Genomic DNA, 20,965 nt, shown 5'->3' on the forward strand with positions numbered 1-20,965 from the left:
CATATCATTGCGCCGCTTTGCTCTCTGGGCGATAAGCGAGGTATGAAAGCATTTCTCAACGTCGAACAGTCCGCAACGGGCCGCCGCTGGATCGGCCCGAGCATCGAAGAAGATCGGCTTGCCGAAGCGATGGAACAGGCGACAGGCCTGCCAGCGCCCGTCTGTCGGACATTGGCGCGACGTGGCGTTGAACCGCATGAAGCAGATAGTTTTTTAGCGCCCACGTTGCGGGATCTGCTCCCTGATCCGCTGACCTTGCTCGACATGAATAAGGCGTCCGAGCGGTTTATTACCGCGCTCGAGCGCCGCGAAAAAATCGCCGTTTTTGCTGATTACGACGTGGATGGCGGAACCTCTGCGGCGCTTCTCATAACATGGCTAAAGGCGATGGGACATCGGGCAACGCTGTATATCCCTGACCGCATTGACGAAGGCTATGGCCCTAATGAGCCTGCAATGGAGACGCTCGCCAAAGATCACGACCTGATCATTTGCGTTGACTGCGGCACCCTCTCGCATGGCCCAATTGCCGCCGCAAAAGGCGCGGATGTGATGGTCCTCGACCACCACTTGGGCTCTGAAACCCTGCCCGACTGTGTCGCCGTCGTGAACCCCAACCGCCAAGATGAAACGGGCGAACTCGCACATCTCTGCGCTGCGGGCGTTGTGTTCATGATGCTCGTCGACGTGAATCGCCGCCTTCGGGCAAAGGGCATAACGGGGCCAAACCTGATGTCATTCCTTGACCTTGTCGCATTAGCGACGGTTGCGGACGTGGCCCCGCTGATCGGCGTCAACCGTGCGTTCGTGCGTCAGGGCCTCGCCGTTATGGCCCAGCGCGATCGGATCGGCCTAACAGCATTGGCGGATGTCGCGGGAATGGACAGCGCACCGACCTCCTATCACCTCGGGTTTCTACTTGGCCCTCGCGTCAACGCGGGCGGTCGCATTGGGGCTGCCGATCTGGGCGCGCGCCTTTTGGCGACAGATGACCCACGCGAGGCCGAAAGCCTTGCCAAACAATTGGACCAACTAAACCGCGAACGCCGTGAAATCGAAAACGAAGTGCGTGATCTGGCGCTTTTGCAGGCGGAAGAGCGTGGGTTTGATAGCCCTCTGGTCTGGGCCGCGGGCGAAGGTTGGCATCCGGGCGTCGTCGGTATTGTTGCAAGCCGTCTTAAAGAAGCCACCAACCGCCCATCCATTGTGATTGGTTTTGACGGCGATATCGGCAAAGGCTCTGGCCGTTCGGTGACGGGTATCGACCTCGGAGCGTCGATCCAAAAACTCGCCATGGAAGGGCTACTGATCAAAGGCGGCGGTCACAAAATGGCGGCGGGCCTGACGGTACATCGGGACAAGCTCGACGCCGCTATGGAACGGCTCGCCGAACTTATGGCGCGTCAAGGCGCTGATCGCTTGGGGCCCGCAGATCTTCGGCTCGATGGCATCCTCATGCCCGGTGCTGCCACGGTAGAATTGGTAGAACAGATCGAAAAGGCAGGACCATTCGGCGCATCGGCCTCTGCCCCTCGGTTCGTTTTCCCCGACGTTCAAATCCATTTCGCGAAACGAGTCGGCGCAAATCACCTGAAGGCCACATTCGGCGACGGGCTCGGCGCACGAATCGATGCGATTGCCTTTGGCGCGTTTGATGGTCCAATCGGCCCAATGATCGAGGCCCACAACGGCGCGCGGTTCCACCTTGCTGGGCGGTTAGAAATCAATATTTGGCAAGGCAGACAGAGCGTTCAGCTCCGTCTCGAAGATGCGGCGCCTGCTGGGAAATAATTTTTTACAAAAGCCTCTTGCGGGCGGATCACACAATACGTAAAAACCGCCTCACGCACAGAGTGGCCCGTTCGTCTATCGGTTAGGACGCCAGGTTTTCAACCTGGAAAGAGGGGTTCGATTCCCCTACGGGCTGCCACTGCATTCCCCAAAATATTTTAAAAACAATATTTTAGGCGCTTAGTCATCTAGCCTGTATACCATTCCGTATACCAAATTGATGATGGATAACATTGGTCCTGAGCTGACTGAAGGTTCACACCTCACACTCGCACTCTCCAAGAAACTTGACGATGAATGCCCTTCTGGGACATGTCACTGGTGATTATCCAATGGCGGACTGATTATGCTCTCGAAATTCAAAATTAAAACGGCCAACGAAGCCCCCCCCGACGATGGGCATTCGCCAAGCGATCAGAAGCTTAAGTCATCGGCATTAGATGTGGCACCTACCAAAAAACCATTTATGCCGCCCTATCGAGAAGGCAGCGTTACCGACAAACGTCGCTCAGTTCTTCATGAAGGGATCAAAATCGAAGGCAACTGGACAAGTGATGGTGTTGTCGAGTTTGGTGGGACGATTACCGGCGACCTTACCCCTGACATTCTAGTGGTGACCAAAACTGGGAAAATCACAGGCACAATTCGGGCTGATCAAGTCATGATTGAAGGACAAGTGATAGGCAAAATCTATGCCAAATCTCTCAGCTTGAAACCGACCGCAAATGTAGAGGCAGACATCACCTCACCTACCTTGAGCATGGATATGGGTGCAAAATTCAACGGCGCAATCTCGATGCCACCCCAGAAAACTATGATTTAAGTTTGCCTCCACAAACCGCGATCGCTGCCATCGCTTCTTAGTACACGCAGACCCTGGTGCTTTATACAATAGTTCAAAAATAAGTCTCCGCGGCGCAGTTTCTCGCTCTATTTACTGATACCTAGCGTTCCGCAAAGCTCGTTTATGGTCGGGAGGTTCCGAACATCACCATCCGCGAGATGACGGATCTGGTGACGGCGAGTTGGGAAAAGCAGGAAGAGGTGGTGTTTGGGGCGTAAGGGCGGGAAGACGGTGGAGGGAAAGCTCTACCTCTTCGTCGGCATTGACCGGACTAGCAAGTTTGCCGTGACCCAACTCATGGAAAAGGCGGATCGCAAGACCGCGTAGGAGTTCTTCGAGCATCTGCTCAAGGCCGTCCCCTGTCGCATCCATACCATCCTCACCGATAACGGCATCCGGAACTGTCAGACCAATTTGAACTCGTCTCCGTTTGCCACTCAACCAAGTCTTCAGATCGCACCAAGTTGGCGCCACTCAGCGAGAGCAGCGGCTTTGAAAAGGCGACCCCAAGATTGCTCAGAGAAACCGTGCCCGAAAAAGGCCGAAAACTGCAAGAGACAGAACTGTTGCTATCGCCAAACAACCAATCAGGCGACCATATCCCCATGCTTGCACGATCATGTGACCGTGAACTGCGCCATCATTCCTCCATCTTCGTGTTCAAGGATGTGACAGTGATACATGAAGGGATTGGCGCGATCTGCCTTCTGCTCAAAGCTGACCAGGATATCGACACGGCCATTTACGAGCACGGTATCCTTCCAGCCAGAATTTTGTATGCTTGGTTTCTTTCCGTTTTCGGCGAGCACCTGAAACCTCACGCCATGAACATGAAACGGGTGCATCATCATGTTTGAGGAGACTTGCCAAATCTCGGTCGCACCCTTCGAAAGAGACAAGTCTATTCTCCCCATGTCGAAGGACTGCCCATTGATCGCAAACCGATCATTCGACCTACGCATCATCATGCCCATCCCCATTGGCATATCGAGTGTGATCTGACGTGTATTGACTGATCGGGTCTCACCGTCAGGCAGGATGCCGCCCAAGTCGGCGGGTATTTCCAGAATGCGGGCAGGAAGTCTAGCATCCGCACTAAAGGGTAGAACTACGAAGCTCCCCCCAGCAGTGCTCGCACCGCCCATCATCCCACCCATCATCTGATTGGGATTTGCAGAGGATACCAGCGTGCCAGCCTCTCCTCCCGAAAAATCGACGAGGACTTCGTATCGTTCGCCGGGAGCGATCACGAGGGACTCAATGGCGACAGGTTGATTAAGATAGCCACTGTCCGTCGCGATGAGGTGCCTCTCGCGACGGTCAGAAAACGATAGGGGATAAATCCTCGCGTTCGAGCCGTTGAGCAAGCGCAAACGGACAATACCGCGAGGGACGACAGCCTGGGTGCCTAGCTGACCGTTAACAAGAATGACATTTCCCATGAAACCCATCATCTGATCTGGCATAGACAGTCCATAATCGATGCGGCCCTGCCGGTCGAACCGGCGGTCTTGCAGAACCAAGGTCAAATCATCGACGCCGTATGAGATCGGGAGACCCCGAGCATCGTCCCGACCGTCATCAACGTGGATCACACCGGCCAATCCCCTTTGAACTTGTCGTCCGGTGTCGCCATGAACATGCGAGTGGTACCAAAGAGTAGCGGGTGGTTGTGTCAGATCCAGTTCGGGAGACCAAGTCGTGCCCGGTTCAATCGTCTGGTGTGGGCCGCCGTCAACTTCGCCGGGTATCAGCATACCGTGCCAGTGCACCGAGATTTTCTCTGACAGCGTATTGTCGATCTGTGCTTGCGTCGAAGCTCCTGCGGGAAGACGTAGCGTAGGCCCCAAAAAGGATTGGTTGAACCCCCAGGTCTCACCGCCGCCCAGTCCTGTAAAATCGGTCTTGCCCTTTTGGGCAGTCAGACGGAAATGCCGATCGCGGGTTGCGTCGAGCAATGGTGGCATAGCCAACGCCCTGACACTCCCCTGTGCGATGGCCGCCAGCGGACCTGTGGCGAACGGCAGGCCAGCCAAGCCGGCGATGAAGGCTCTACGATTTGTCATGGTATAGCCTGTTTCTCACGCTAGCTCACTTGGGAGGGCAGCCAGTGCGGCTTCTCTTGTTACTGTCGGCAGACCTTGCTCGATCCAGCCGGATCTCCCCGGGGCGCCAAGCATCCCGCCTACGGCGTCAACAAAGCCGGCAGTTTTCGCTTCACGCAACTTGCTCATTACGAGACCTGAGCGATGGCCGGTCCGACAAATCAGGGCGACCGGGCGTCCCGCAGCAAGATCGCGGGCGGCGAAGAGGCGCTCCCCGAACCGCGGATGGGTCATGTCGATTGGCCACGCCCCCTCCGCGACGCCGGTATCTTGCCATTCCTCGGGTCTGCGGATGTCCACAAGCCTTGCCAAATCGCTTTTCAGCGCATCATGGAGAGTATCGAGCGCCCATACGTCATGGTTGTCAGCCCAAGCTGGCGAATAGGCAAGCAAGGTGCTCGATGCGAACAGGCCAAAAGTTTGACGGCGGCTCAGCATGGTCTGCCTCCTCAGTTTAGTTTATGCATTATCAACCGCAGATCGCAGCATATCGCGCACCTGCGCGGCGACTTCGTGCAGCTTCTTATTCTCGACAGCGGCCATCGAAGCCACTGGATCAACAGCGCTGATTTCAGTGCCGTTTCCGACCGTCCGCAAGATCACATTGCAAGGCAGCATCGATCCTATACGGGGCTCCAGCCCAATGGCCTCCCATGCCATATGAGGGTTGCACGCACCCAGAATGCGGTATCCATCCATGTCGCGGTCAATCTTTTTCTTCATTGTTGCCTGTACGTCGATTTCGGTCAGTACACCAAATCCCTTTTCTTTCAGGGCTTCGCGCAGGCGCATCTCCGCATCATCAATCGCCGTATTGGGCAGATGTCTGTTGTAGGTATAACTCATTTTGAGCCCTCTCGATCTTGTTCAGGCAAACCCAAAGCACCGAACCGTTGACGGGCTTACCTGAATGGGGAATTTCTGAACGACGGGGTTCAGTTGTCTTGGTCCGTCATCATTCCGGGATTTGCGGCCATACCCTGTGCCATGTTGTCGGCAGGGGCGACCATTTCGCCTTGAGAAATCTGGCCGTCGCCATCAGCATCAAGCATCTGGAAACGATCGACCATGGTCTCGCGCATCGCCTTGGCGTGAAGCGACGCGAATTCGTCAATCGAGAGCGTGCCATTACCGTCGGCGTCATAGTCCGACAGCATCGACTGAAGGCCCTCATGCGCCTCTTCGGGAGACACCGCGCCGTTTCCATCCATATCGAACATTGACATCATGTTGCCCCCCATCATCGGGAACATACCTTGACCGGTTGTGCTTGGTCCCATCATGCTGCCGTTTCCGCTCATCATGCCCGAATGCATTTGCATCATCATGCCGTGCATCATCTGAAGATGCTCGGCCATCTGACTGGGATCCATCATGCCGCCACCCATCATCATTCCGGGCCCGCCCGTCCCTGCCATCGGTTGAGCAAGTACATTGGGAGAGACGCTTTCAGCGCCCGCAGCTTGGTGATGGCTGTCATCGGCGAGCGCAGCACCTGCTGTGAGAACGGCAACCAGAAGACCGGTAGAAACTTTTGTTGAGTAGGACATTTTGAAGCCTTTCCTTCTTTTGACCTCATACAACTTGGCATCAAACATTTGAATGTAAGGACGTACACCCGTGGATTTGTATCCGTCTGTCGCAATGGACAGGGGCTGATACAATTGGCGACAAAAAGGAACCTGACCGTCTGATTTCCAATGCTTTAGAAGGGCCCCATGCAACACGCGCCACATATTCTCGTCGTGGATGACCATGAACAGATCCGGAAAAGTGTAACCCGCTATCTGGAAAAGAATGGCATGCGAGCAACCGCTGCCAAGGATGCGGCGGAGATGGACGCGAAGCTGGCTGTCGGAAGCTTCGACCTACTGGTCCTGGATATCATGATGCCTGGCGAGGATGGCCTTTCCGTTTGCCAACGTCTGTCAAGCGAAGGGCGACTGCCGATCATCATGTTGACCGCGCTCGGTGAAGATGCGGACCGTATTGTCGGCTTGGAGATCGGTGCGGACGATTATCTTCCCAAGCCGTTTAATCCACGCGAACTCCTTGCGAGGATCAAAGCCGTCCTGCGAAGAAGCGAGCACAAAGAGGCCTTCACCGGATCTCTGAGCGGCCGCAAAGTCCGCTTTGCACACCTTACCTTGGATGTAGACCGGCAGGTGCTTCTCGACGACGCGGGACAAGAGACCGCTCTTACAGTCGCAGAATTCAAACTGCTGACGGTCCTTCTGGAGCGCCCTCGGATGGTGTTGAGCCGCGATCAGTTGCTAGATCTTTCTCAGGGCATTTCCGCTGGTCCGTTGGACAGGAAAATTGACAACCAGATTTCGCGCCTTCGGCGAAAGCTCGAGCCCGACATTCTCCGTCCACGTATTATCAAGACGATCAGAAGCGGCGGCTACTGCCTGTCGGTCGACGTCGAGGTGTCCGAATGATCTGGCGGCTCCTACGATCTCTCCGGGTCCAACTCGTTCTTCTCATCATCATCGCGTTGGGGGTCGCACAGTTTGTCAGCCTGTGGCTCTTTGCCGATGAACGAAGCCTCGCCATACGGGCTGCTCTTGGGTTTGAGGCAGCTGGACGAGCGGCAAATGTTGCGCGCTTGATTGAAGAGGCACCCGCTGACCTGCGCCCATCAATTATCCGCGCGGCGAACTCGCCCCTTGTTCGCTTTGACCTCGGGACGAAGCCGCTTGTGCAACATAGCGACCATTCGGATGGCGGGTTGGTTGAAACCCGCGTCCGCGCACTCCTGAACGACAGCTACAGCCGCGACATTCGAGTGGAGCTTCACCAGATCCAAGGCGCGATCCTGCCGCTACCGAACCTGTCGCACGAAATGACCGAGATGCACTTGGCCATGATGCGAGGTGAACTGTCCGCAATCGAGATGAACCTTTCAATTTCGATCGCCGGTGGCCAGTGGTTGAACGTAAGTACGCGCTTTGAGCGTCCGCCGATTCAGTGGCCGCTTTATTCCATGCTGACATTTGGTCTGACGGCAATGGCCCTGTTGGTCGCAGTGAGCTGGTTTGTCATGACCGGACTGCTGGGCCCTCTGCGGCGATTGGCCAGGGCGTCGGAACGATTGGGGCGTGGAGAAGACATAGACGCGTTGCCAGAACGGGGACCCCAGGAGGTTCGGGAGCTGACCGCTGGTTTCAACCGCATGCAGGACAGGCTGACACGGTTCGTTGCCGACCGAACGAGGGTTCTGGCGGCCCTTGGACATGATCTTCGATCTCCGCTCACCGCAATGAGAGTACATTCAGAAATGGTAGAGGAAGACGAAACCCGAGAGAATCTCGTCGCAACCGTCGAAGAAATGCAGTCGATGGTGGAAGCAACCCTTACCTTCGCGAAAGGTCTCTCAGGGAACGAACCAATGCAGGATGTTGACCTGCAATCGTTCCTGGAAGCTCTGCGGGGGGATATGGTCGTACCGTTTGTGCTCTCTGACGGCCCCGAAGTCACGGTTCGATTGCGCCCCAATGCCATTCGACGCGCATTGCGAAACGTGATCGAGAACGCGGTGCGCTACGGCGGGTCCGCAACGCTGGGCTGGATATCAGCCGATGGGGAAATTGAAATTTCCGTCACTGACAGAGGGCCGGGGATTCCAACCGCAGAATTGGAACGCGTATTTGACCCATTCGTCAGGCTTGAAGAAAGCCGCTCTCTGGAAACCGGCGGGCATGGGCTGGGCCTGTCGATCGCAAGGTCCATTCTTCGCGCGCAGGGTGGGGAGATCAGTCTGGCGAACCACCCGGACAGGGGGCTTACCGCGACAATTCGATTGCCAGTTGCTGAAACATGAAATGACAGGAAAGGAAACCGACATGCTTAGACTTACCAACACAACCGCAGCATTCACGCTGTTCGCGACGACCGCCATGGCGGACCCCGGCGGAGATTATTACGGCCACATGTGGGGCGGTGGATTTGGAATGCTGGGTGGGCTGATGATGATCGTGTTCTGGGGCGTGATTATTGCGCTGATATTCTTCGCCGTTCGCTGGTTCAGCGAAAAGGACCGTGTTTCCGGGTCTAGTGCTCAGGACATTCTCAGGGATCGCTTCGCGCGCGGTGAGATTGATGAAGACGAGTATCGCAAGCGCAAGGCCGCTTTAGACGACTGAGAAACTGATCACCAGTCGATCCCACTGCCAAAGATCATGAGGCTCCTATGACCCCGGAACTCGGCCATTTTGTGCTGGCCCTCGCATTGGCGTTGGCCCTCGTCCAATCGACTATTCCTCTTTTCGGCGCGGCCCGGGGCAATCTTCTCTGGATGCGTTCGGCCCGGTCGACTGCTTTTGGGCAGGTCGTCTTCGTCGGACTTGCCTTTGCCGCCTTGATGCGCGCTTTTGTTGTCTCTGATTTCACTGTTTTGAACGTCGCGAACAATTCGCATTCGCTGAAACCAATGATCTTCAAAGTCGCGGCGACTTGGGGAAGTCATGAAGGATCGTTGCTGCTCTGGGTCTTCATTCTGACCATCTTCGGTGCTGCGGTTGCTGCTTTCGGCTCAAACCTACCGGAAACACTCCGAGCGCGAACTTTGGCAATGCAGGCATGGATCAGCGTCGGGTTTCTGTCCTTCCTTCTCTTTACATCCAATCCGTTCGAGCGCGTCTTTCCTCCGCCGCTTGATGGCGCTGACCTCAATCCTCTGCTCCAGGATATCGGCCTCGCGATGCACCCACCGCTGCTGTATTTTGGATATGTCGGTTTCTCGATCGTCTTTTCGTTTGCAGCCGCAGCCTTGATCGAGGGGCGGATCGACACAGCCTGGGCAAGATGGGTTCGACCCTGGACACTGGCCGCGTGGATAAGCCTGACCGCGGGGATAGCTTTGGGATCGTGGTGGGCATATTACGAACTGGGTTGGGGTGGATGGTGGTTCTGGGACCCGGTTGAAAATGTCAGTTTTATGCCCTGGCTTCTCGGGACAGCACTTCTCCATTCGGCGATTGTCACTGAAAAGCGTGACGCGTTCAAAAGCTGGACAATCCTACTCGCGATCTTGACGTTTTCGCTGTCACTCCTCGGCACATTTGTGGTTCGGTCTGGCTTGCTGACCTCTGTGCATGCTTTTGCCGTGGATCCGGAGCGAGGCCTATACATTCTTGGCCTGCTTGCGATTTCAATTGGTGGCTCACTTGCACTCTATGCGTGGCGGGCGCCAATGATGGAAGGTGGCGGGTTGTTTAAGCCGATTAGCCGAGAGGCAGGGTTGTTGCTAAACAACCTGATCCTGGCTACAGCGACTGGCACGGTTCTGTTCGGTACGCTTTATCCGCTGTTTCTCGAAGCCGTTTCTGGTGACAAGATTTCCGTCGGTCCGCCGTTCTTCAATGGCGCGTTCGTACCAATGATGCTCCCCTTGGTTTTTGTCATGGGTCTCGGGCCGTTTTTGTCCTGGAAACGAGCCGATCTCGTCGGAGTGCTTCAACGTGTCCGCTTCGTGGTGGTGCTGGCGGTGCTGGCAACGCTCGCAATTTGGTATTTCGCCAAAGGCGGGCCCGTGTTGGCATATCTTTCGATCCTCATCGCGCTTTGGTTGTTTTTTGCTTCCTTACGTGAATGGGCGCTGCGGGTTCGTTTGTTCGAGGTTCCGCTCCAGGAAAGCATCCGGCGTGCCCGCAATTTGCCCCGCGCGGCGCATGGAATGACGCTGGCTCATGCGGGAGTTGCGGTCTTGATGATCGGCATGATTGGCTCTTCGGTTTGGAAATCTGAAGAGATCGCATTTGTAGAGCCCGGCACGAGTGTCAACATTGCGGGATTTGATGTCACATTTGAAGGTGTGCAGCGCGTTCGTGGCCCGAACTATATTGCGGATCAGGGAACCCTGCGCGTCGAAAGGGGCGGCTCTTTCGTGACGGCTCTCAAACCTGAACGGCGCAGCTATCCGGTCGCACAAAGTACGACAACAGAATCGGCGATACGGTCAACCCTGGCGGGAGACCTATACGCTTCGATCACGGAACCCTCTCTGGACAAAGCCGAAGAGAGCGGTGCCTGGACTCTGCGTATTCTCTATGAGCCATTCGTCGGCTTGCTTTGGTTGGGTGCGGCCATGCTTGTCATAGGCGGCAGTCTGTCCTTGTCCGATCGCCGCTTCCGGGTCGGGGCACCCCAAAGCTCCAAGGCACGATCCACGAAACCGGTCGCAGCGGAGTGAGCAATGAAACGAGCTGTAGCGATTATTCCCTTGGTACTGGCAGTGATTGTCGGCGGATTTTTCTTGTGGGGCCTGAATCCCAATCGTGACCCAAGCGAGATTCCTTCGGTTCTCATTTCTCAGCCAGCTCCCTCGTTCATTCTCGGGCCGGTGCCGGGTCTTGATGTACAGGGACTGTCTCGGGAAAACCTGCTCGGAAACCCAACGCCAGTCGTCGTTAATGTCTTCGCTTCCTGGTGCGTTCCCTGTCGTGCCGAACACGCGGTTCTGAGCGCTTTGGTTGAGCGCGATGGCGTGCGTTTGTTCGGGATCAACTACAAGGATCAACCGGTAGACGCGGTCAATTGGCTTCAAAATCTCGGTAACCCGTACGAACGTATTGGCTTGGATCTGTCAGGTCGTGCTGGGATCGAGTGGGGGATTTCGGGTGTGCCCGAGACATTCATTGTCGCAGGCGATGGAACGGTGCTCTACCGATACGTCGGCCCGATCGTCGGTGAAGAGGCTGTATCAACCTTTCGCCAGGCTCTCCGACAAGCGGGTGTGTTAGAGGAGAGGAGCTGACATGCGTCGTTTTTTCCTTGTGTTGGCACTCATCATGCCAATGTCTGCGCAGGCTGTTGAGCCCGACGAAATCCTCTCCGATCCAATCCTCGAGGCTCGGGCACGGGAGGTTTCCAGGCAGCTTCGCTGCGTAGTTTGCCAAAATCAGGATATTGACAGCTCGAACGCCGGCGTTGCGCGCGACCTACGACTTTTGGTCCGGGAACGGTTGGTTGCGGGTGACACGAACGAAGATGCACTTGCTTTCATCCAAGCGAGATACGGCGATTACGTTCTACTGAAGCCTCCGTTTAAACCCGAGACCTACGCTCTCTGGTTTACCCCCCCACTCCTTGGGCTCTTGGCTCTGGGGATCGGTGGCGACATCCTGATGGGCTCTCGAAAAAGAAAAAAAATCGCAGACCTGAGCGATGACGAGGAGGCCGAGGTCGCACGCATTTTCACTTCATCCAGCGAAGGGGACCACCGATGATATGGATTGCAATGGCAGTCCTCGCCTTGACTGCCTCAGGTATTGTTGCGGCTTCGGCGTGGAAGCCTGCCTTGGTGCAAGGTCCGGCCGAAGACAGGACTCTCGCAGTTTTGAAGGACCAGTTGTCTGAAGTCGATCGGGATGCTGAACGCGGCCTGCTTTCAGTCGCAGAGGCGCATGCGGCGCGACAGGAAATCAAGCGGCGGGTTCTCTCCGTGGGGAGAGTAAAAAACACCGGGGAATCCAACGGCGGCGGCAGGGTCATACTCATGGCTGCTGCGGTCTTTGTGCCGCTGTTCGCGGCGGGGTATTACAGTTTTGCTGGAGCGCCAAACCTATCCAGCATCGCTTTCGAGGATCGCCAGGCAGAGGTCGCGCAAAATCGTGAAATCGAAGCGTTGGCGCAGAAACTATTGCAACGGTTGCAGGCGGATCCTGAAGGTGGCGCCTTAGAGGGCTGGATGCTCCTTGGGCAGACCTTCATGAAATTGGGCCGCGCTTCGGATGCCGCATCGGCCTACGAGCGTGCAACACAATCCATGAATGCCGATTCTGCTGTGTTTTCGATCTATGCGGAAGCTCTCATCGTTTCCGAACAGGGGATCGTGACACCCCAAGCGAAGCGGGCCATTGCAAGAGCACTTGAGCTCGATCCGACCAATCCTGCTGGAACTTTTTACGATGCTGTCGGGCTTGCGCAAGCGGGTGCGAATGAGCAGGCCTACAATCGTCTTCTCACGCGATTGGACGAAGTGGATGGGTTCGCACCCTGGATGGAAACATTTGTCGCGGAAGCAAACCGGATAGGTGCGGCACTGGGCCGAGCGCCTATCAGTTTGTCGGATTATGCTCCAGTAATGTCAGGCAATTCGCCCGGCCCCACTGCTGCAGATGTCGAAGCGGCCAGCCAGATGGATGATGTCGATCGAGATGCATTTATCCGATCCATGGTGGAACGTTTGGCAACACGCCTTGAGGCTGAACCAGACGATATCGATGGATGGATGCGTCTTGGCAGGGCCTACAGGGTGCTCGGCGAAACTGACCTCGCTTTGAACGCGTACAGTCGAGCCAAAGAGCTATTGGTGCCCGTTTCCTCCGAAGACCCGCGCCAAAGTGTCATTTCGCAGTCCTTGGAAGAACTCCAGTCGGGCCAATAGCCCGCGGCAGCTTCACTCGCGATGAACAAACCATGAGAGAGCACGAACGGCTTATGTGCACGATCCGGCCTCACCCGAATGACTAGAAAGAATGTCCATGCCATTGTCCGCACTTCCGTTCCCAAATATCGGGCCGGATATATTTTCGGTTGAGATCGGCACGTTTACGTTGACTCTCCGCTGGTATGCGTTGGCCTATATCATCGGCCTTCTCGTCGGCTGGAGAATTTGTGTTGCCACGGTCAAACGCGCCGCTCTGTGGCCTGCATCGGGCGCCCCGCTAACACCGCGCCAAATTGAGGATCTTTTGACCTGGATTATCATCGGGGTGATCGTTGGCGGGCGGTTAGGGTTCGTCATGTTCTATCAGCGCGGGTTCTATCTTGCCAATCCGATAGAAATTCTAAAGGTCTGGCAAGGGGGAATGTCATTTCATGGTGGGTTTGCTGGCGTAACCATTGCCGCGCTTGTTTATGGCATCCGTCAGCGTGTGCCGCTCCTGAGCATGGCTGACCTTCTCGCTCTGGCAACGCCACCGGGCTTGTTCTTGGGCCGGATCGCAAATTTCATAAACAATGAACTATGGGGCCGCCCATCGGACATGCCCTGGGCCGTCATATTTCCCGGTGACGCAGCGCAATCATGCCCCGGAATAACCGACATTTGCGCACGGCATCCTTCGCAACTGTACGAAGCCATTTTGGAAGGCCTGTTGCTTGGCTTCGCTCTCCTATTCCTTGCGTGGCGGCGCGGATGGCTTCGGACACCAGGGGCAATTTGCGGGCTCTTCCTGGCCGGATATGGTTTTGCGAGAAGTTTTGTAGAGTTGTTTCGCCAGCCCGACGCTCAATTCGCAGACGTGAACAATCCGATTGGGTATGTTGTGCAGTTTGGTGACTGGGGGCTTACGATGGGGCAATTCCTTTCCTTGCCGATGTTAGCCGCGGGATTTGGATTACTTTGGCTGGCGCAGAAGCGGTCCGCCATAGGATCGGTATCTTAGGCTCAGGATGCATTGATTTCGGTCTCGCTGCATGATTCACGGCTCCGAAAAGGAGTGGTGACATGAGTGATCTTTTCTGGCTGACCGATGAGCAGATGGGCAAACTTGCGCCTTTCTTCCCGAAGTCGCACGGCAAGCCAAGGGTCGATGACAGACGGGTGTTGAGTGGAATTATCTTCATCAATCGCAATGGCTTGCGCTGGCGGGATGCACCGCGAGAATATGGCCCTCATAAAACGCTCTACAGCCGCTGGAAGCGTTGGAGCGACAAGGGCATCTTCGCCCGGATGATGGCCGGACTGGCGGCGGAACACGGTGAGAAGACGACCGTAATGATCGACGCGACATACCTGAAGGCCCACCGAACAGCGACCAGCATGGCCGCCAAAAAGGGGGGGCGTGGCCGTCTGATCGGACGGACCAAAGGCGGCATGAACACCAAGCTGCACGCCATCTGCGACAGCAAGGGGCGACCAATCGACCTATTCGTTACCGCCGGACAGGTGAGCGATTACATCGGCGCAAGGGCCCTGCTGCGCGGCCTGCCAAAGGTCAAATGGCTGCTCGGGGATCGCGGCTATGATGCTGACTGGTTCAGAGAAGCGTTACAGTACAAGGGGATACGCGCCTGCATCCCAGGCCGGAAAAAACGCAAGACGCCGGTCAAATACGACAAGCGCAGATACAAGCGTCGCAACCGGATCGAGATCATGTTCGGTAGGCTTAAGGATTGGAGGCGTGTCGCGACCCGTTATGACCGCTGCCCCAAGGTGTTTCTCTCTGCCATCGCGCTCGCGGCTCTCGTCATCTATTGGTTATGAATCCTGACCCTAAGTGATTATAACACGCTATCCATATGGTGTGGTTGATCTAAATCAGGGCGTTAAATGCTGCCTGACTCGGCGTCCTTGATGCGCAGCTTAGGCGAAATTACTCAGTCGGCACTTTGCTCCAAAGTGTTTCCAAATCTGGAAACCTTCACATCGTCCTCGATGAGCGTTGCTTGAGCGGCCCCCGGACGCGCCGCGTGCAGAGCAGCAAGAACATCCTGAGTCGACAATATTTCAGATAGGATAATTCCTTCGGGAGCAGACGGCCCATAAACCGCGTTGAATGGAATGCCGTAACGGTTGTTGGTCTCCAAAAAACGGGTGATCGCGTCATCTGGGCGGGTCCAGTCGGCCAGCATCGGCGTGACACCAGAGCTGTTCAATGCCGAAAGAACCGGGTCGCGTTCAAGAACGAGCGCCTTGTTGGCTTTGCAGGTCAAACACCAATCGGCGGTTACATCGACAAAAACGACCTCTCCGCGTGATACTCGACGGGCAATATCGCCGCGGTCAAATGTGACCCAGGCAATTTTTCCTGCTTGGGCATCGGGGGGGGCGGGTGTTGCCAAGAATGGCGCGGCCGCAACCGCGAGTGCCGCCAGCGCCAGCCCAAAGGGCCAGCGAAGAGATCTTGGCACCCAGGGCGATGCCGCTATGAAGAGCATAACCGCACCGAGAGATGCAACTGTTAGGGCCGCGCGCGATCCAGCAACGCCGAGCAGGACATAGAACAGCCATGCCGCGGTACCCATCAGGAGGATGCCAAGGCCGGCTTTCAAGGCGATCATCCAGCGGCCAGGCTTGGGCACGAACCGAACAACGTTCGGCACGATGGCCACCAACAGATATGGGCTGGCCAGACCTAACCCGAGAAAGGTGAAAACGACAGCGATGTCTATCACCCGCCCCGCAAGTGCGAATGCGATAGCTGTTCCAAGAAACGGCGCGGAGCAGGGAGTAGCCATGACCGCCCCGAAAAATCCGGTGGCAAAATCCGCTCCATACCCGGCCGTACCTCCTGCTTTCATCAACCGCGTTGTCAGGGCGGCAGGCAAAGAGAATTCAAACAGTCCAAACAGGTTTGCGGTGAACAGACCAAGGATCAGGAGCATCAGAACCAGGAACGTTGGGCTCTGGAACTGGAGCCCCCAACCGACGGCAACGCCAATCTTTTGCAATGCGAAGAGAACAGCCGCGAGTGCCCACATAAAGACCATGACTCCGGCGGCGGCGGCCAAGAAGCCTGCCCTGACTTGGGCATTGCCGCGTCCTTCGGATTTCAGGGCAGAAGATAACTTGATCGACAGAACAGGAAGCACGCAAGGCATGGCGTTCAGGATCAAGCCCCCAAGAAAAGCGATGATGGCGATCCAGATCACTTGATCAATGCCGGGGACCACCCGATCAATACTGAAAGGGGGAGTTGGGGCGGTTGTTGCCCGATCTGGCGTGACGGTGAGGGCGTGATCCGGCCCGTCCGTCACGGTTACCCGTGGCGGCGCGTCTGTATCTGCCATGTAGGCAAGAATTGGGAATTCAGCCCAAAGCGTTCGCCCGCTTGCCCCAAGGCGAATGTCGGGCTTCCCCAACGTGTTGCCATCACCAATTTCAGGAAAGACGTCCGGGGTTTTGAAGGCAGTCGTGGCAGCTATTTCTATCGTTAGGCCGGTGAAATCATCGTTTATATGGGATGTGGCGGCGGTCACGCCTGCCGCTCCTCCTTCCGCCGGAACGCGTGCGAGAAATGCCCCGATACGATTAGCCGAGACTTGATCGATTGAGTTCCCCTGAGGCAACGAAAGTGCCAAGTCAAAATCCTGGGGGACACAAACTGCTGAGCAGGTCAAGAGCTTGACGTTTGCTCTGAGTTCGACAGGTTCCCCAGGATCCTTCAGGGTGATCTGAAGTGGAAAGACAACCTCATCATGATAGCCGAAGTTTTCGATGCCAAAGGCAGTGAACCGCTCGGGCGCAGGCCATAGGAAATCAACGCCCGCGACATTCGTCGACCCGCTCCAGTCGATCTGTGGCGGAATGCCAACCTCGCCAGGCGAACGCCAATAGGTTTTCCATCCGTCAGCAAGGTTCAAATCCAGACCGGCGGAGAGCGTTTGAGCTTCGGCGGAAACGGCATCCTCGGCGGAGATCAGCCGCGCTTCCACCGCAGTGACCTTGTGGGCGACTGATACCTCGGCCGTTGCAGCAAAGGGGATCAAGAGCCAGAACATTGCGGCAGCGAGGGTACCGCAGAAAGCAAGACGGATTGGCGAGCGCCAGATGGTCATCGCACTATCTCCAGGCTTTGAACTTGAGTGGCAACAAAGCCTGATCGGCCGTTTACACAATCCAACTGGCCCACACCGTTGGAGATAGGCCCTGCCAGACGACATCCATTGGGCAGCTCCAGCTCTGGTGACTTTGTCGACAAAGTTGGCGGCGGGTTTGTCGGGCACAGGACTGGTCCGCCGGAACAAGCGCTCACGAAAATCGCTCCCAAGAATACAGTCGCCAGCCGCGCTCTTTTTCTCATTTCGACTTACCGCCGGACAGCGCTGTCGGTCATATCTTCAATCAGCACTGGTTGGGGAGCGGTCTTCTTGTGCTCGTCGCTTCCATGGCATGAACGCCCCATCATCTTGTGCATCACAAAATGGGCGCCAACGCAGAGCGCCAGAGGCGCAAAAGCGGCAGCGTTTGCCCACAGGCCAGCGACGGTGCCTCCTCCGATCAGGAAAGCTGCGACGGGTAGAAGCATGACAGCACAGCAAGCCATCATGCCCCAGTGCATCAACTTTCCGTGGCGATTGCCTGCTGAATCGTTATCCTCTTGCATGGGATCCACCTCTGATTTGGTCAACGCATCCTGTTTAGCTTGCTCTCCTGCTGGAAGGTCAAGGATACACTTCGATACAAATCTTGCGGCCTGTTGCGGTTGAGATTCAGCCCCATCTGAGCAATGCCTGTCTTGTCCAATTGAGCAACCAAGGACGAACAAATGGCAGAGAGACAGAGGCTGAACAGGCGGAGCCTGATTGCAATTTCAGGCGCATTCTTGATGACCCCCCAGATTCTTCGGGCGGAAGAGACTGGTGTGGTAAGACGCAATATCTCGTCGTTCGTTCTCCACAATTGGCGCGATCACTTTGACCGTCTCGGGAAGGGCCTCATCATTTCGGATACTGTCACAAAGGTGCTCCAACACTGGACAGAGAATGAAGAGATGCGGATTTACCCGACCTCTGTTCCTTTAACTGATGAATTGACGAAGCGTGGGTATACAGAAGTTGTCGAGAAACGGGAAAATCCAGGTTGGGCGCCGACCCCTTCAATGCGTGAACGCAATCCGGAATGGCCAGCCTATGTGCCTGGAGGAGATCCCTCCAATCCTCTGGGAACGCGTGCGCTCTATCTGTCGTGGCAATACTACCGGATCCACGGAACCCAAGACACACGGAAAATCGGGCGTCGATCATCAAACGGCTGCATCGGCCTTTACAACGAACATATCGAAGAGGTCTTCGACCGCACACCGGTCGGGACGCAGGTTAAGTTGATCTGAACGGATCACATGCAGGAGAGTAAAACACTATGAATTTCTGGGAATGGTTCGTTGGCGGGTTTTTCGTGCTCGGCCTTGGAGCGGTCGGTTGGCAGGCGTTGCAGCCGGCCCCGGCGCAGACTGCTCAAGGACACTCAATGGTTCCGCCGGACACGAGCGGCATACCTCAGGGCGCGCCCATTGCCAATGTACTCCTTCCAGCTGAATTCTCTCCGCAAGCCCAAATGGGGCAACGCGCGTTCGAGGCAAAATGCGCCAGCTGTCACGGAGAAAATGCCGCAGGCCAGAATGGGGTCGCTCCTCCGCTTGTTCACAAAATCTACGAGCCGAACCACCATTCCGATGCCGCGTTCCTGAATGCGGCGCAAAACGGCGTCCAATCTCATCATTGGAATTTTGGCAATATGCCTCCCGTTGAAGGCCTCACCCAAGGTGATGTGAAGATGATTGCTGGATACGTGCGCGAACTGCAGCGCGCGAACGGGATCAACTGACTTTGGTCGCCGGGCTGAACATATTCCGTAGCGCGATCCAGATTCTCCTGCTGGTCTCGATCGCGTTATATGTCGTCCTCCCGGCGGGATCTCTCGATGCAATTGGCCATGAAACGGTCGCTGCCAAAGTTTCCGAACGAAGTGTGCAAAAACATCAGACCTCCCATGAGGAAGATGCAGATAATCTTCTCCCCGGGCATTGCGATCCGGGGCCGGACTGCTCGAAAAATATGGTAATTGTCATTGTATCAACTCCGAGAGCTTCGACCAACTTGTCGCAATTGCCTCGCGAACATCCAGATCAGAGCTTTTCTAACCGGAATGTCCTAAGGGACACCCCGCCTCCCAAACACCTATCCTGACCTAGGGGCAACCACGCCTCATCAAATTAAATCTATCAAGCATGGAAATACAGGATACGGAACGATGAAAAGCGAACTGATGATCGGCCTCTTGGCAGGAACGACAATGGCCGCAGCTGCATTTGCACATGGTGGCGCGGAAGGTGTCGTCAAGGAACGCATGGACGGCATGATGGCCATGGGGCAATCGGTCAAAGAACTGGCTCCGATGATGCGTGGTGAAATCACCTATGATGCTGAAGCTGTTCGTGCGGGAGCACGCGTCTTTGTCGAACATAGCGAAGGCATGACCGAATTGTTTCCCGAAGGGTCTGCTGGGAAACCGTCGGAAGCAAAGTCCGAGATCTGGTCGGATTGGGAAGAATTCAGTGCGCTCGCAGAGCAGCTCAAGGTGGTTAGCGAAGGTCTTGCCGAGGCCGCCGACAACGAGCTTATGGCGTCAGGTGCGGGAATGGATGCAGGCTCCATGATGGGCACGCAATCCCCCGGAAGCATGATGGGAGCTTCGTCCATGATGGGAACTTCGTCAGGAAGCCCGATGATGGACTATGCCTCGATGCCCGCAGATGGGGCATTCAACATGGTGACCCAGACATGTTCGGCATGTCACGCGAAATTCCGCTACGAGGCGAAGTAAAGATGGGCCGGATGAAAAAACTGGTCTTTGCTGCAGGGGCGCTTTGCGCCCTTGTGGTCGGCGGCCTTGTGATCTGGCCGATTGGCAAGGTGCCCGCGTCGATCACGCAAACGGGTGATGTCCAGCGCGGCGCCTATTTGGCTCGCGTATCCGGGTGCATTTCATGCCACACCAATTCAGAGGCTGGCGGCGCCGCACTCGCGGGCGGCGCGGGACTGACGACAGATTTTGGCACGTTTTTTCCGCCCAATCTGACGACAGACAAAGAGAACGGCATCGGGGGGTGGACGGTTGAGCAGTTCGCCAAGGCGGTTCGCCAGGGCATTAGTCCTAGCGGAGAGCCGTATTATCCCGCTTTTTCCTATCCGTTCTATGCGGATTTCACGGATCAGGACATTGCCGACCTTTGGGCAGCTTTCCAGACCGTGCCACCGGTCGCCGAGGCAGCGCCTGAGCATGAAGTCAGGTTTCCTTTCGATCAGAGATGGGGCCTGAAGCTATGGCGGGCGGCCTATCTCTACGATCCACCCACGGAACCGATTGACGAGAAAAACGCACAATGGAACCGCGGTCGCGAGCTGGTTCGAGGTGCCGCACATTGCGGTGCTTGCCACACGCCACGCAATATCGGAGGCGGGCGTCTGCTTGACGCGGTTTTTGCTGGAAATGAGGCATTGCCAGGGGGGAGCAAGGCGCCTTCGATCACGCCGAACTCACTGGCGGAACGCGGCTGGACCGTTTCCAACCTCGCCTATGCGTTGCGTACTGGCGTGACGCCGTCAGGCGACGCATTCGGCGGCAGCATGGTGGAGGTCGTGCAGGGCAATACGCGCTTTTTGTCCCCCAACGATCTGGAAGCGATGGCCGTGTACTTGCTTGATGGTGATGAACCTCGAGCCGACCGGGTCGCTCAGGGCGAGGGCGCCGCTGCTAATAAAGGCATGTGACTGC

The 20,965-nt window shown here is 56.2% G+C and carries 21 protein-coding genes, 1 tRNA gene and 1 pseudogene; 17 read left to right on the top strand and 6 right to left on the bottom strand.

Annotated features, from left to right (window positions below; translation table 11 throughout):
- Positions 1–42 precede the first annotated feature (42 nt).
- The 4 genes and pseudogenes from recJ to BSK21_RS16180 form a co-directional block, all read left to right on the top strand.
- Positions 43–1,791, top strand: a complete 1,749-nt coding sequence (gene recJ / locus BSK21_RS10095) for a single-stranded-DNA-specific exonuclease RecJ (protein WP_067551189.1) — start codon at positions 43–45, stop codon at positions 1,789–1,791.
- A gap of 64 nt (positions 1,792–1,855) precedes the next feature.
- A tRNA-Glu gene (locus BSK21_RS10100) sits at positions 1,856–1,930 on the top strand.
- Between the two features lie 207 nt (positions 1,931–2,137).
- Complete coding sequence (locus BSK21_RS10105) at positions 2,138–2,614, top strand: polymer-forming cytoskeletal protein (protein ID WP_232230427.1); 477 nt, start codon at positions 2,138–2,140, stop codon at positions 2,612–2,614.
- Between the two features lie 246 nt (positions 2,615–2,860).
- Positions 2,861–3,031 (top strand): annotated as a pseudogene (locus BSK21_RS16180) (IS481 family transposase); the annotation flags it as partial.
- A 221-nt stretch (positions 3,032–3,252) separates the two neighbouring features.
- Here the strand turns inward: BSK21_RS16180 and BSK21_RS10115 are convergent.
- From BSK21_RS10115 to BSK21_RS10130, 4 genes are all read right to left on the bottom strand, one after another.
- Positions 3,253–4,701 (bottom strand): multicopper oxidase family protein, encoded by a 1,449-nt coding sequence (locus BSK21_RS10115; RefSeq protein WP_067551197.1) that lies wholly within the window; start codon positions 4,699–4,701, stop codon positions 3,253–3,255.
- A 15-nt stretch (positions 4,702–4,716) separates the two neighbouring features.
- A complete protein-coding gene (locus BSK21_RS10120) occupies positions 4,717–5,178 on the bottom strand; it encodes a rhodanese-like domain-containing protein (protein ID WP_067551207.1) in 462 nt (153 codons plus the stop codon).
- 21 nt (positions 5,179–5,199) lie between these two features.
- Entirely contained in the window at positions 5,200–5,586 is a 387-nt protein-coding gene (locus tag BSK21_RS10125; RefSeq protein ID WP_067551214.1) for a DUF302 domain-containing protein, read from the bottom strand.
- 89 nt (positions 5,587–5,675) lie between these two features.
- On the bottom strand, positions 5,676–6,290 hold the full coding sequence (locus tag BSK21_RS10130; RefSeq protein ID WP_067551223.1) for an EF-hand domain-containing protein: 615 nt from the start codon (positions 6,288–6,290) through the stop codon (positions 5,676–5,678).
- Between the two features lie 168 nt (positions 6,291–6,458).
- On the opposite strand from BSK21_RS10130, the gene BSK21_RS10135 reads away from it, so the two are divergent.
- From BSK21_RS10135 to BSK21_RS10175, 9 genes are all read left to right on the top strand, one after another.
- Positions 6,459–7,181 carry a response regulator gene (locus tag BSK21_RS10135; protein WP_009573615.1) on the top strand — a complete coding sequence of 241 codons (723 nt, stop codon included), beginning with the start codon at positions 6,459–6,461 and terminating at the stop codon, positions 7,179–7,181.
- Positions 7,178–8,563: an ATP-binding protein gene (locus BSK21_RS10140; protein WP_067551230.1), complete on the top strand. Its 1,386-nt coding sequence runs from the start codon at positions 7,178–7,180 to the stop codon at positions 8,561–8,563. The genes BSK21_RS10135 and BSK21_RS10140 overlap by 4 nt, the downstream gene beginning before the upstream one ends.
- Before the next feature lie 22 nt (positions 8,564–8,585).
- On the top strand, positions 8,586–8,885 hold the full coding sequence (locus tag BSK21_RS16050; protein ID WP_197498203.1) for an SHOCT domain-containing protein: 300 nt from the start codon (positions 8,586–8,588) through the stop codon (positions 8,883–8,885).
- A 47-nt stretch (positions 8,886–8,932) separates the two neighbouring features.
- On the top strand, positions 8,933–10,933 hold the full coding sequence (locus tag BSK21_RS10150; RefSeq protein WP_009573618.1) for a heme lyase CcmF/NrfE family subunit: 2,001 nt from the start codon (positions 8,933–8,935) through the stop codon (positions 10,931–10,933).
- Between the two features lie 3 nt (positions 10,934–10,936).
- On the top strand, positions 10,937–11,497 hold the full coding sequence (locus BSK21_RS10155) for a DsbE family thiol:disulfide interchange protein (protein WP_067551235.1): 561 nt from the start codon (positions 10,937–10,939) through the stop codon (positions 11,495–11,497).
- Between the two features lies 1 nt (position 11,498).
- A complete protein-coding gene (locus BSK21_RS10160; protein WP_067551240.1) occupies positions 11,499–11,969 on the top strand; it encodes a cytochrome c-type biogenesis protein in 471 nt (156 codons plus the stop codon).
- On the top strand, positions 11,966–13,129 hold the full coding sequence (ccmI, locus tag BSK21_RS10165) for a c-type cytochrome biogenesis protein CcmI (protein WP_067551252.1): 1,164 nt from the start codon (positions 11,966–11,968) through the stop codon (positions 13,127–13,129). Before BSK21_RS10160 ends, ccmI begins: the two co-directional genes overlap by 4 nt.
- Positions 13,130–13,226: 97 nt before the next feature.
- The gene (gene lgt / locus BSK21_RS10170) at positions 13,227–14,132 is read left to right on the top strand and encodes a prolipoprotein diacylglyceryl transferase (RefSeq protein WP_067551652.1); all 906 of its coding nucleotides are present in this window, start codon (positions 13,227–13,229) and stop codon (positions 14,130–14,132) included.
- Between the two features lie 62 nt (positions 14,133–14,194).
- Complete coding sequence (locus BSK21_RS10175; RefSeq protein WP_074039020.1) at positions 14,195–14,953, top strand: IS5 family transposase; 759 nt, start codon at positions 14,195–14,197, stop codon at positions 14,951–14,953.
- 113 nt (positions 14,954–15,066) lie between these two features.
- On the opposite strand, the gene BSK21_RS10180 is transcribed toward BSK21_RS10175, so the two are convergent.
- Entirely contained in the window at positions 15,067–17,415 is a 2,349-nt protein-coding gene (locus BSK21_RS10180; RefSeq protein WP_232230428.1) for a protein-disulfide reductase DsbD, read from the bottom strand.
- An 83-nt stretch (positions 17,416–17,498) separates the two neighbouring features.
- The gene (locus BSK21_RS10185; protein ID WP_067551258.1) at positions 17,499–17,795 is read right to left on the bottom strand and encodes a DUF2933 domain-containing protein; all 297 of its coding nucleotides are present in this window, start codon (positions 17,793–17,795) and stop codon (positions 17,499–17,501) included.
- A gap of 222 nt (positions 17,796–18,017) precedes the next feature.
- Between BSK21_RS10185 and BSK21_RS10190 the strand changes: the two genes are divergently transcribed.
- From BSK21_RS10190 to BSK21_RS10205, 4 genes are all read left to right on the top strand, one after another.
- Complete coding sequence (locus BSK21_RS10190; RefSeq protein WP_231924823.1) at positions 18,018–18,521, top strand: L,D-transpeptidase; 504 nt, start codon at positions 18,018–18,020, stop codon at positions 18,519–18,521.
- Between the two features lie 29 nt (positions 18,522–18,550).
- A complete protein-coding gene (locus BSK21_RS10195) occupies positions 18,551–19,015 on the top strand; it encodes a cytochrome c (RefSeq protein WP_067551263.1) in 465 nt (154 codons plus the stop codon).
- A gap of 426 nt (positions 19,016–19,441) precedes the next feature.
- Complete coding sequence (locus BSK21_RS10200; protein WP_067551266.1) at positions 19,442–20,014, top strand: cytochrome c; 573 nt, start codon at positions 19,442–19,444, stop codon at positions 20,012–20,014.
- Positions 20,015–20,025: 11 nt separating this feature from the next.
- Entirely contained in the window at positions 20,026–20,961 is a 936-nt protein-coding gene (locus tag BSK21_RS10205; RefSeq protein WP_156529607.1) for a cytochrome c, read from the top strand.
- Positions 20,962–20,965 lie beyond the last annotated feature (4 nt).

It is taken from the genome of Marivivens sp. JLT3646, from assembly GCF_001908835.1.
Taxonomy (GTDB): domain Bacteria; phylum Pseudomonadota; class Alphaproteobacteria; order Rhodobacterales; family Rhodobacteraceae; genus Marivivens; species Marivivens geojensis.

Excerpts from the sequence above, each read along its gene's own strand:
- recJ (WP_067551189.1), top strand. The coding sequence starts at position 43 with ATGAAAGCATTTCTCAACGTCGAACAGTCCGCAACGGGCCGCCGCTGG.
- BSK21_RS10105 (WP_232230427.1), top strand. The coding sequence starts at position 2,138 with ATGCTCTCGAAATTCAAAATTAAAACGGCCAACGAAGCCCCCCCCGAC.
- BSK21_RS10115 (WP_067551197.1), bottom strand. The coding sequence starts at position 4,701 with ATGACAAATCGTAGAGCCTTCATCGCCGGCTTGGCTGGCCTGCCGTTC.
- BSK21_RS10120 (WP_067551207.1), bottom strand. The coding sequence starts at position 5,178 with ATGCTGAGCCGCCGTCAAACTTTTGGCCTGTTCGCATCGAGCACCTTG.
- BSK21_RS10125 (WP_067551214.1), bottom strand. The coding sequence starts at position 5,586 with ATGAGTTATACCTACAACAGACATCTGCCCAATACGGCGATTGATGAT.
- BSK21_RS10130 (WP_067551223.1), bottom strand. The coding sequence starts at position 6,290 with ATGTCCTACTCAACAAAAGTTTCTACCGGTCTTCTGGTTGCCGTTCTC.
- BSK21_RS10135 (WP_009573615.1), top strand. The coding sequence starts at position 6,459 with ATGCAACACGCGCCACATATTCTCGTCGTGGATGACCATGAACAGATC.
- BSK21_RS10140 (WP_067551230.1), top strand. The coding sequence starts at position 7,178 with ATGATCTGGCGGCTCCTACGATCTCTCCGGGTCCAACTCGTTCTTCTC.
- BSK21_RS16050 (WP_197498203.1), top strand. The coding sequence starts at position 8,586 with ATGCTTAGACTTACCAACACAACCGCAGCATTCACGCTGTTCGCGACG.
- BSK21_RS10150 (WP_009573618.1), top strand. The coding sequence starts at position 8,933 with ATGACCCCGGAACTCGGCCATTTTGTGCTGGCCCTCGCATTGGCGTTG.
- BSK21_RS10155 (WP_067551235.1), top strand. The coding sequence starts at position 10,937 with ATGAAACGAGCTGTAGCGATTATTCCCTTGGTACTGGCAGTGATTGTC.
- BSK21_RS10160 (WP_067551240.1), top strand. The coding sequence starts at position 11,499 with ATGCGTCGTTTTTTCCTTGTGTTGGCACTCATCATGCCAATGTCTGCG.
- ccmI (WP_067551252.1), top strand. The coding sequence starts at position 11,966 with ATGATATGGATTGCAATGGCAGTCCTCGCCTTGACTGCCTCAGGTATT.
- lgt (WP_067551652.1), top strand. The coding sequence starts at position 13,227 with ATGCCATTGTCCGCACTTCCGTTCCCAAATATCGGGCCGGATATATTT.
- BSK21_RS10175 (WP_074039020.1), top strand. The coding sequence starts at position 14,195 with ATGAGTGATCTTTTCTGGCTGACCGATGAGCAGATGGGCAAACTTGCG.
- BSK21_RS10185 (WP_067551258.1), bottom strand. The coding sequence starts at position 17,795 with ATGCAAGAGGATAACGATTCAGCAGGCAATCGCCACGGAAAGTTGATG.
- BSK21_RS10190 (WP_231924823.1), top strand. The coding sequence starts at position 18,018 with ATGACCCCCCAGATTCTTCGGGCGGAAGAGACTGGTGTGGTAAGACGC.
- BSK21_RS10195 (WP_067551263.1), top strand. The coding sequence starts at position 18,551 with ATGAATTTCTGGGAATGGTTCGTTGGCGGGTTTTTCGTGCTCGGCCTT.
- BSK21_RS10200 (WP_067551266.1), top strand. The coding sequence starts at position 19,442 with ATGAAAAGCGAACTGATGATCGGCCTCTTGGCAGGAACGACAATGGCC.
- BSK21_RS10205 (WP_156529607.1), top strand. The coding sequence starts at position 20,026 with ATGAAAAAACTGGTCTTTGCTGCAGGGGCGCTTTGCGCCCTTGTGGTC.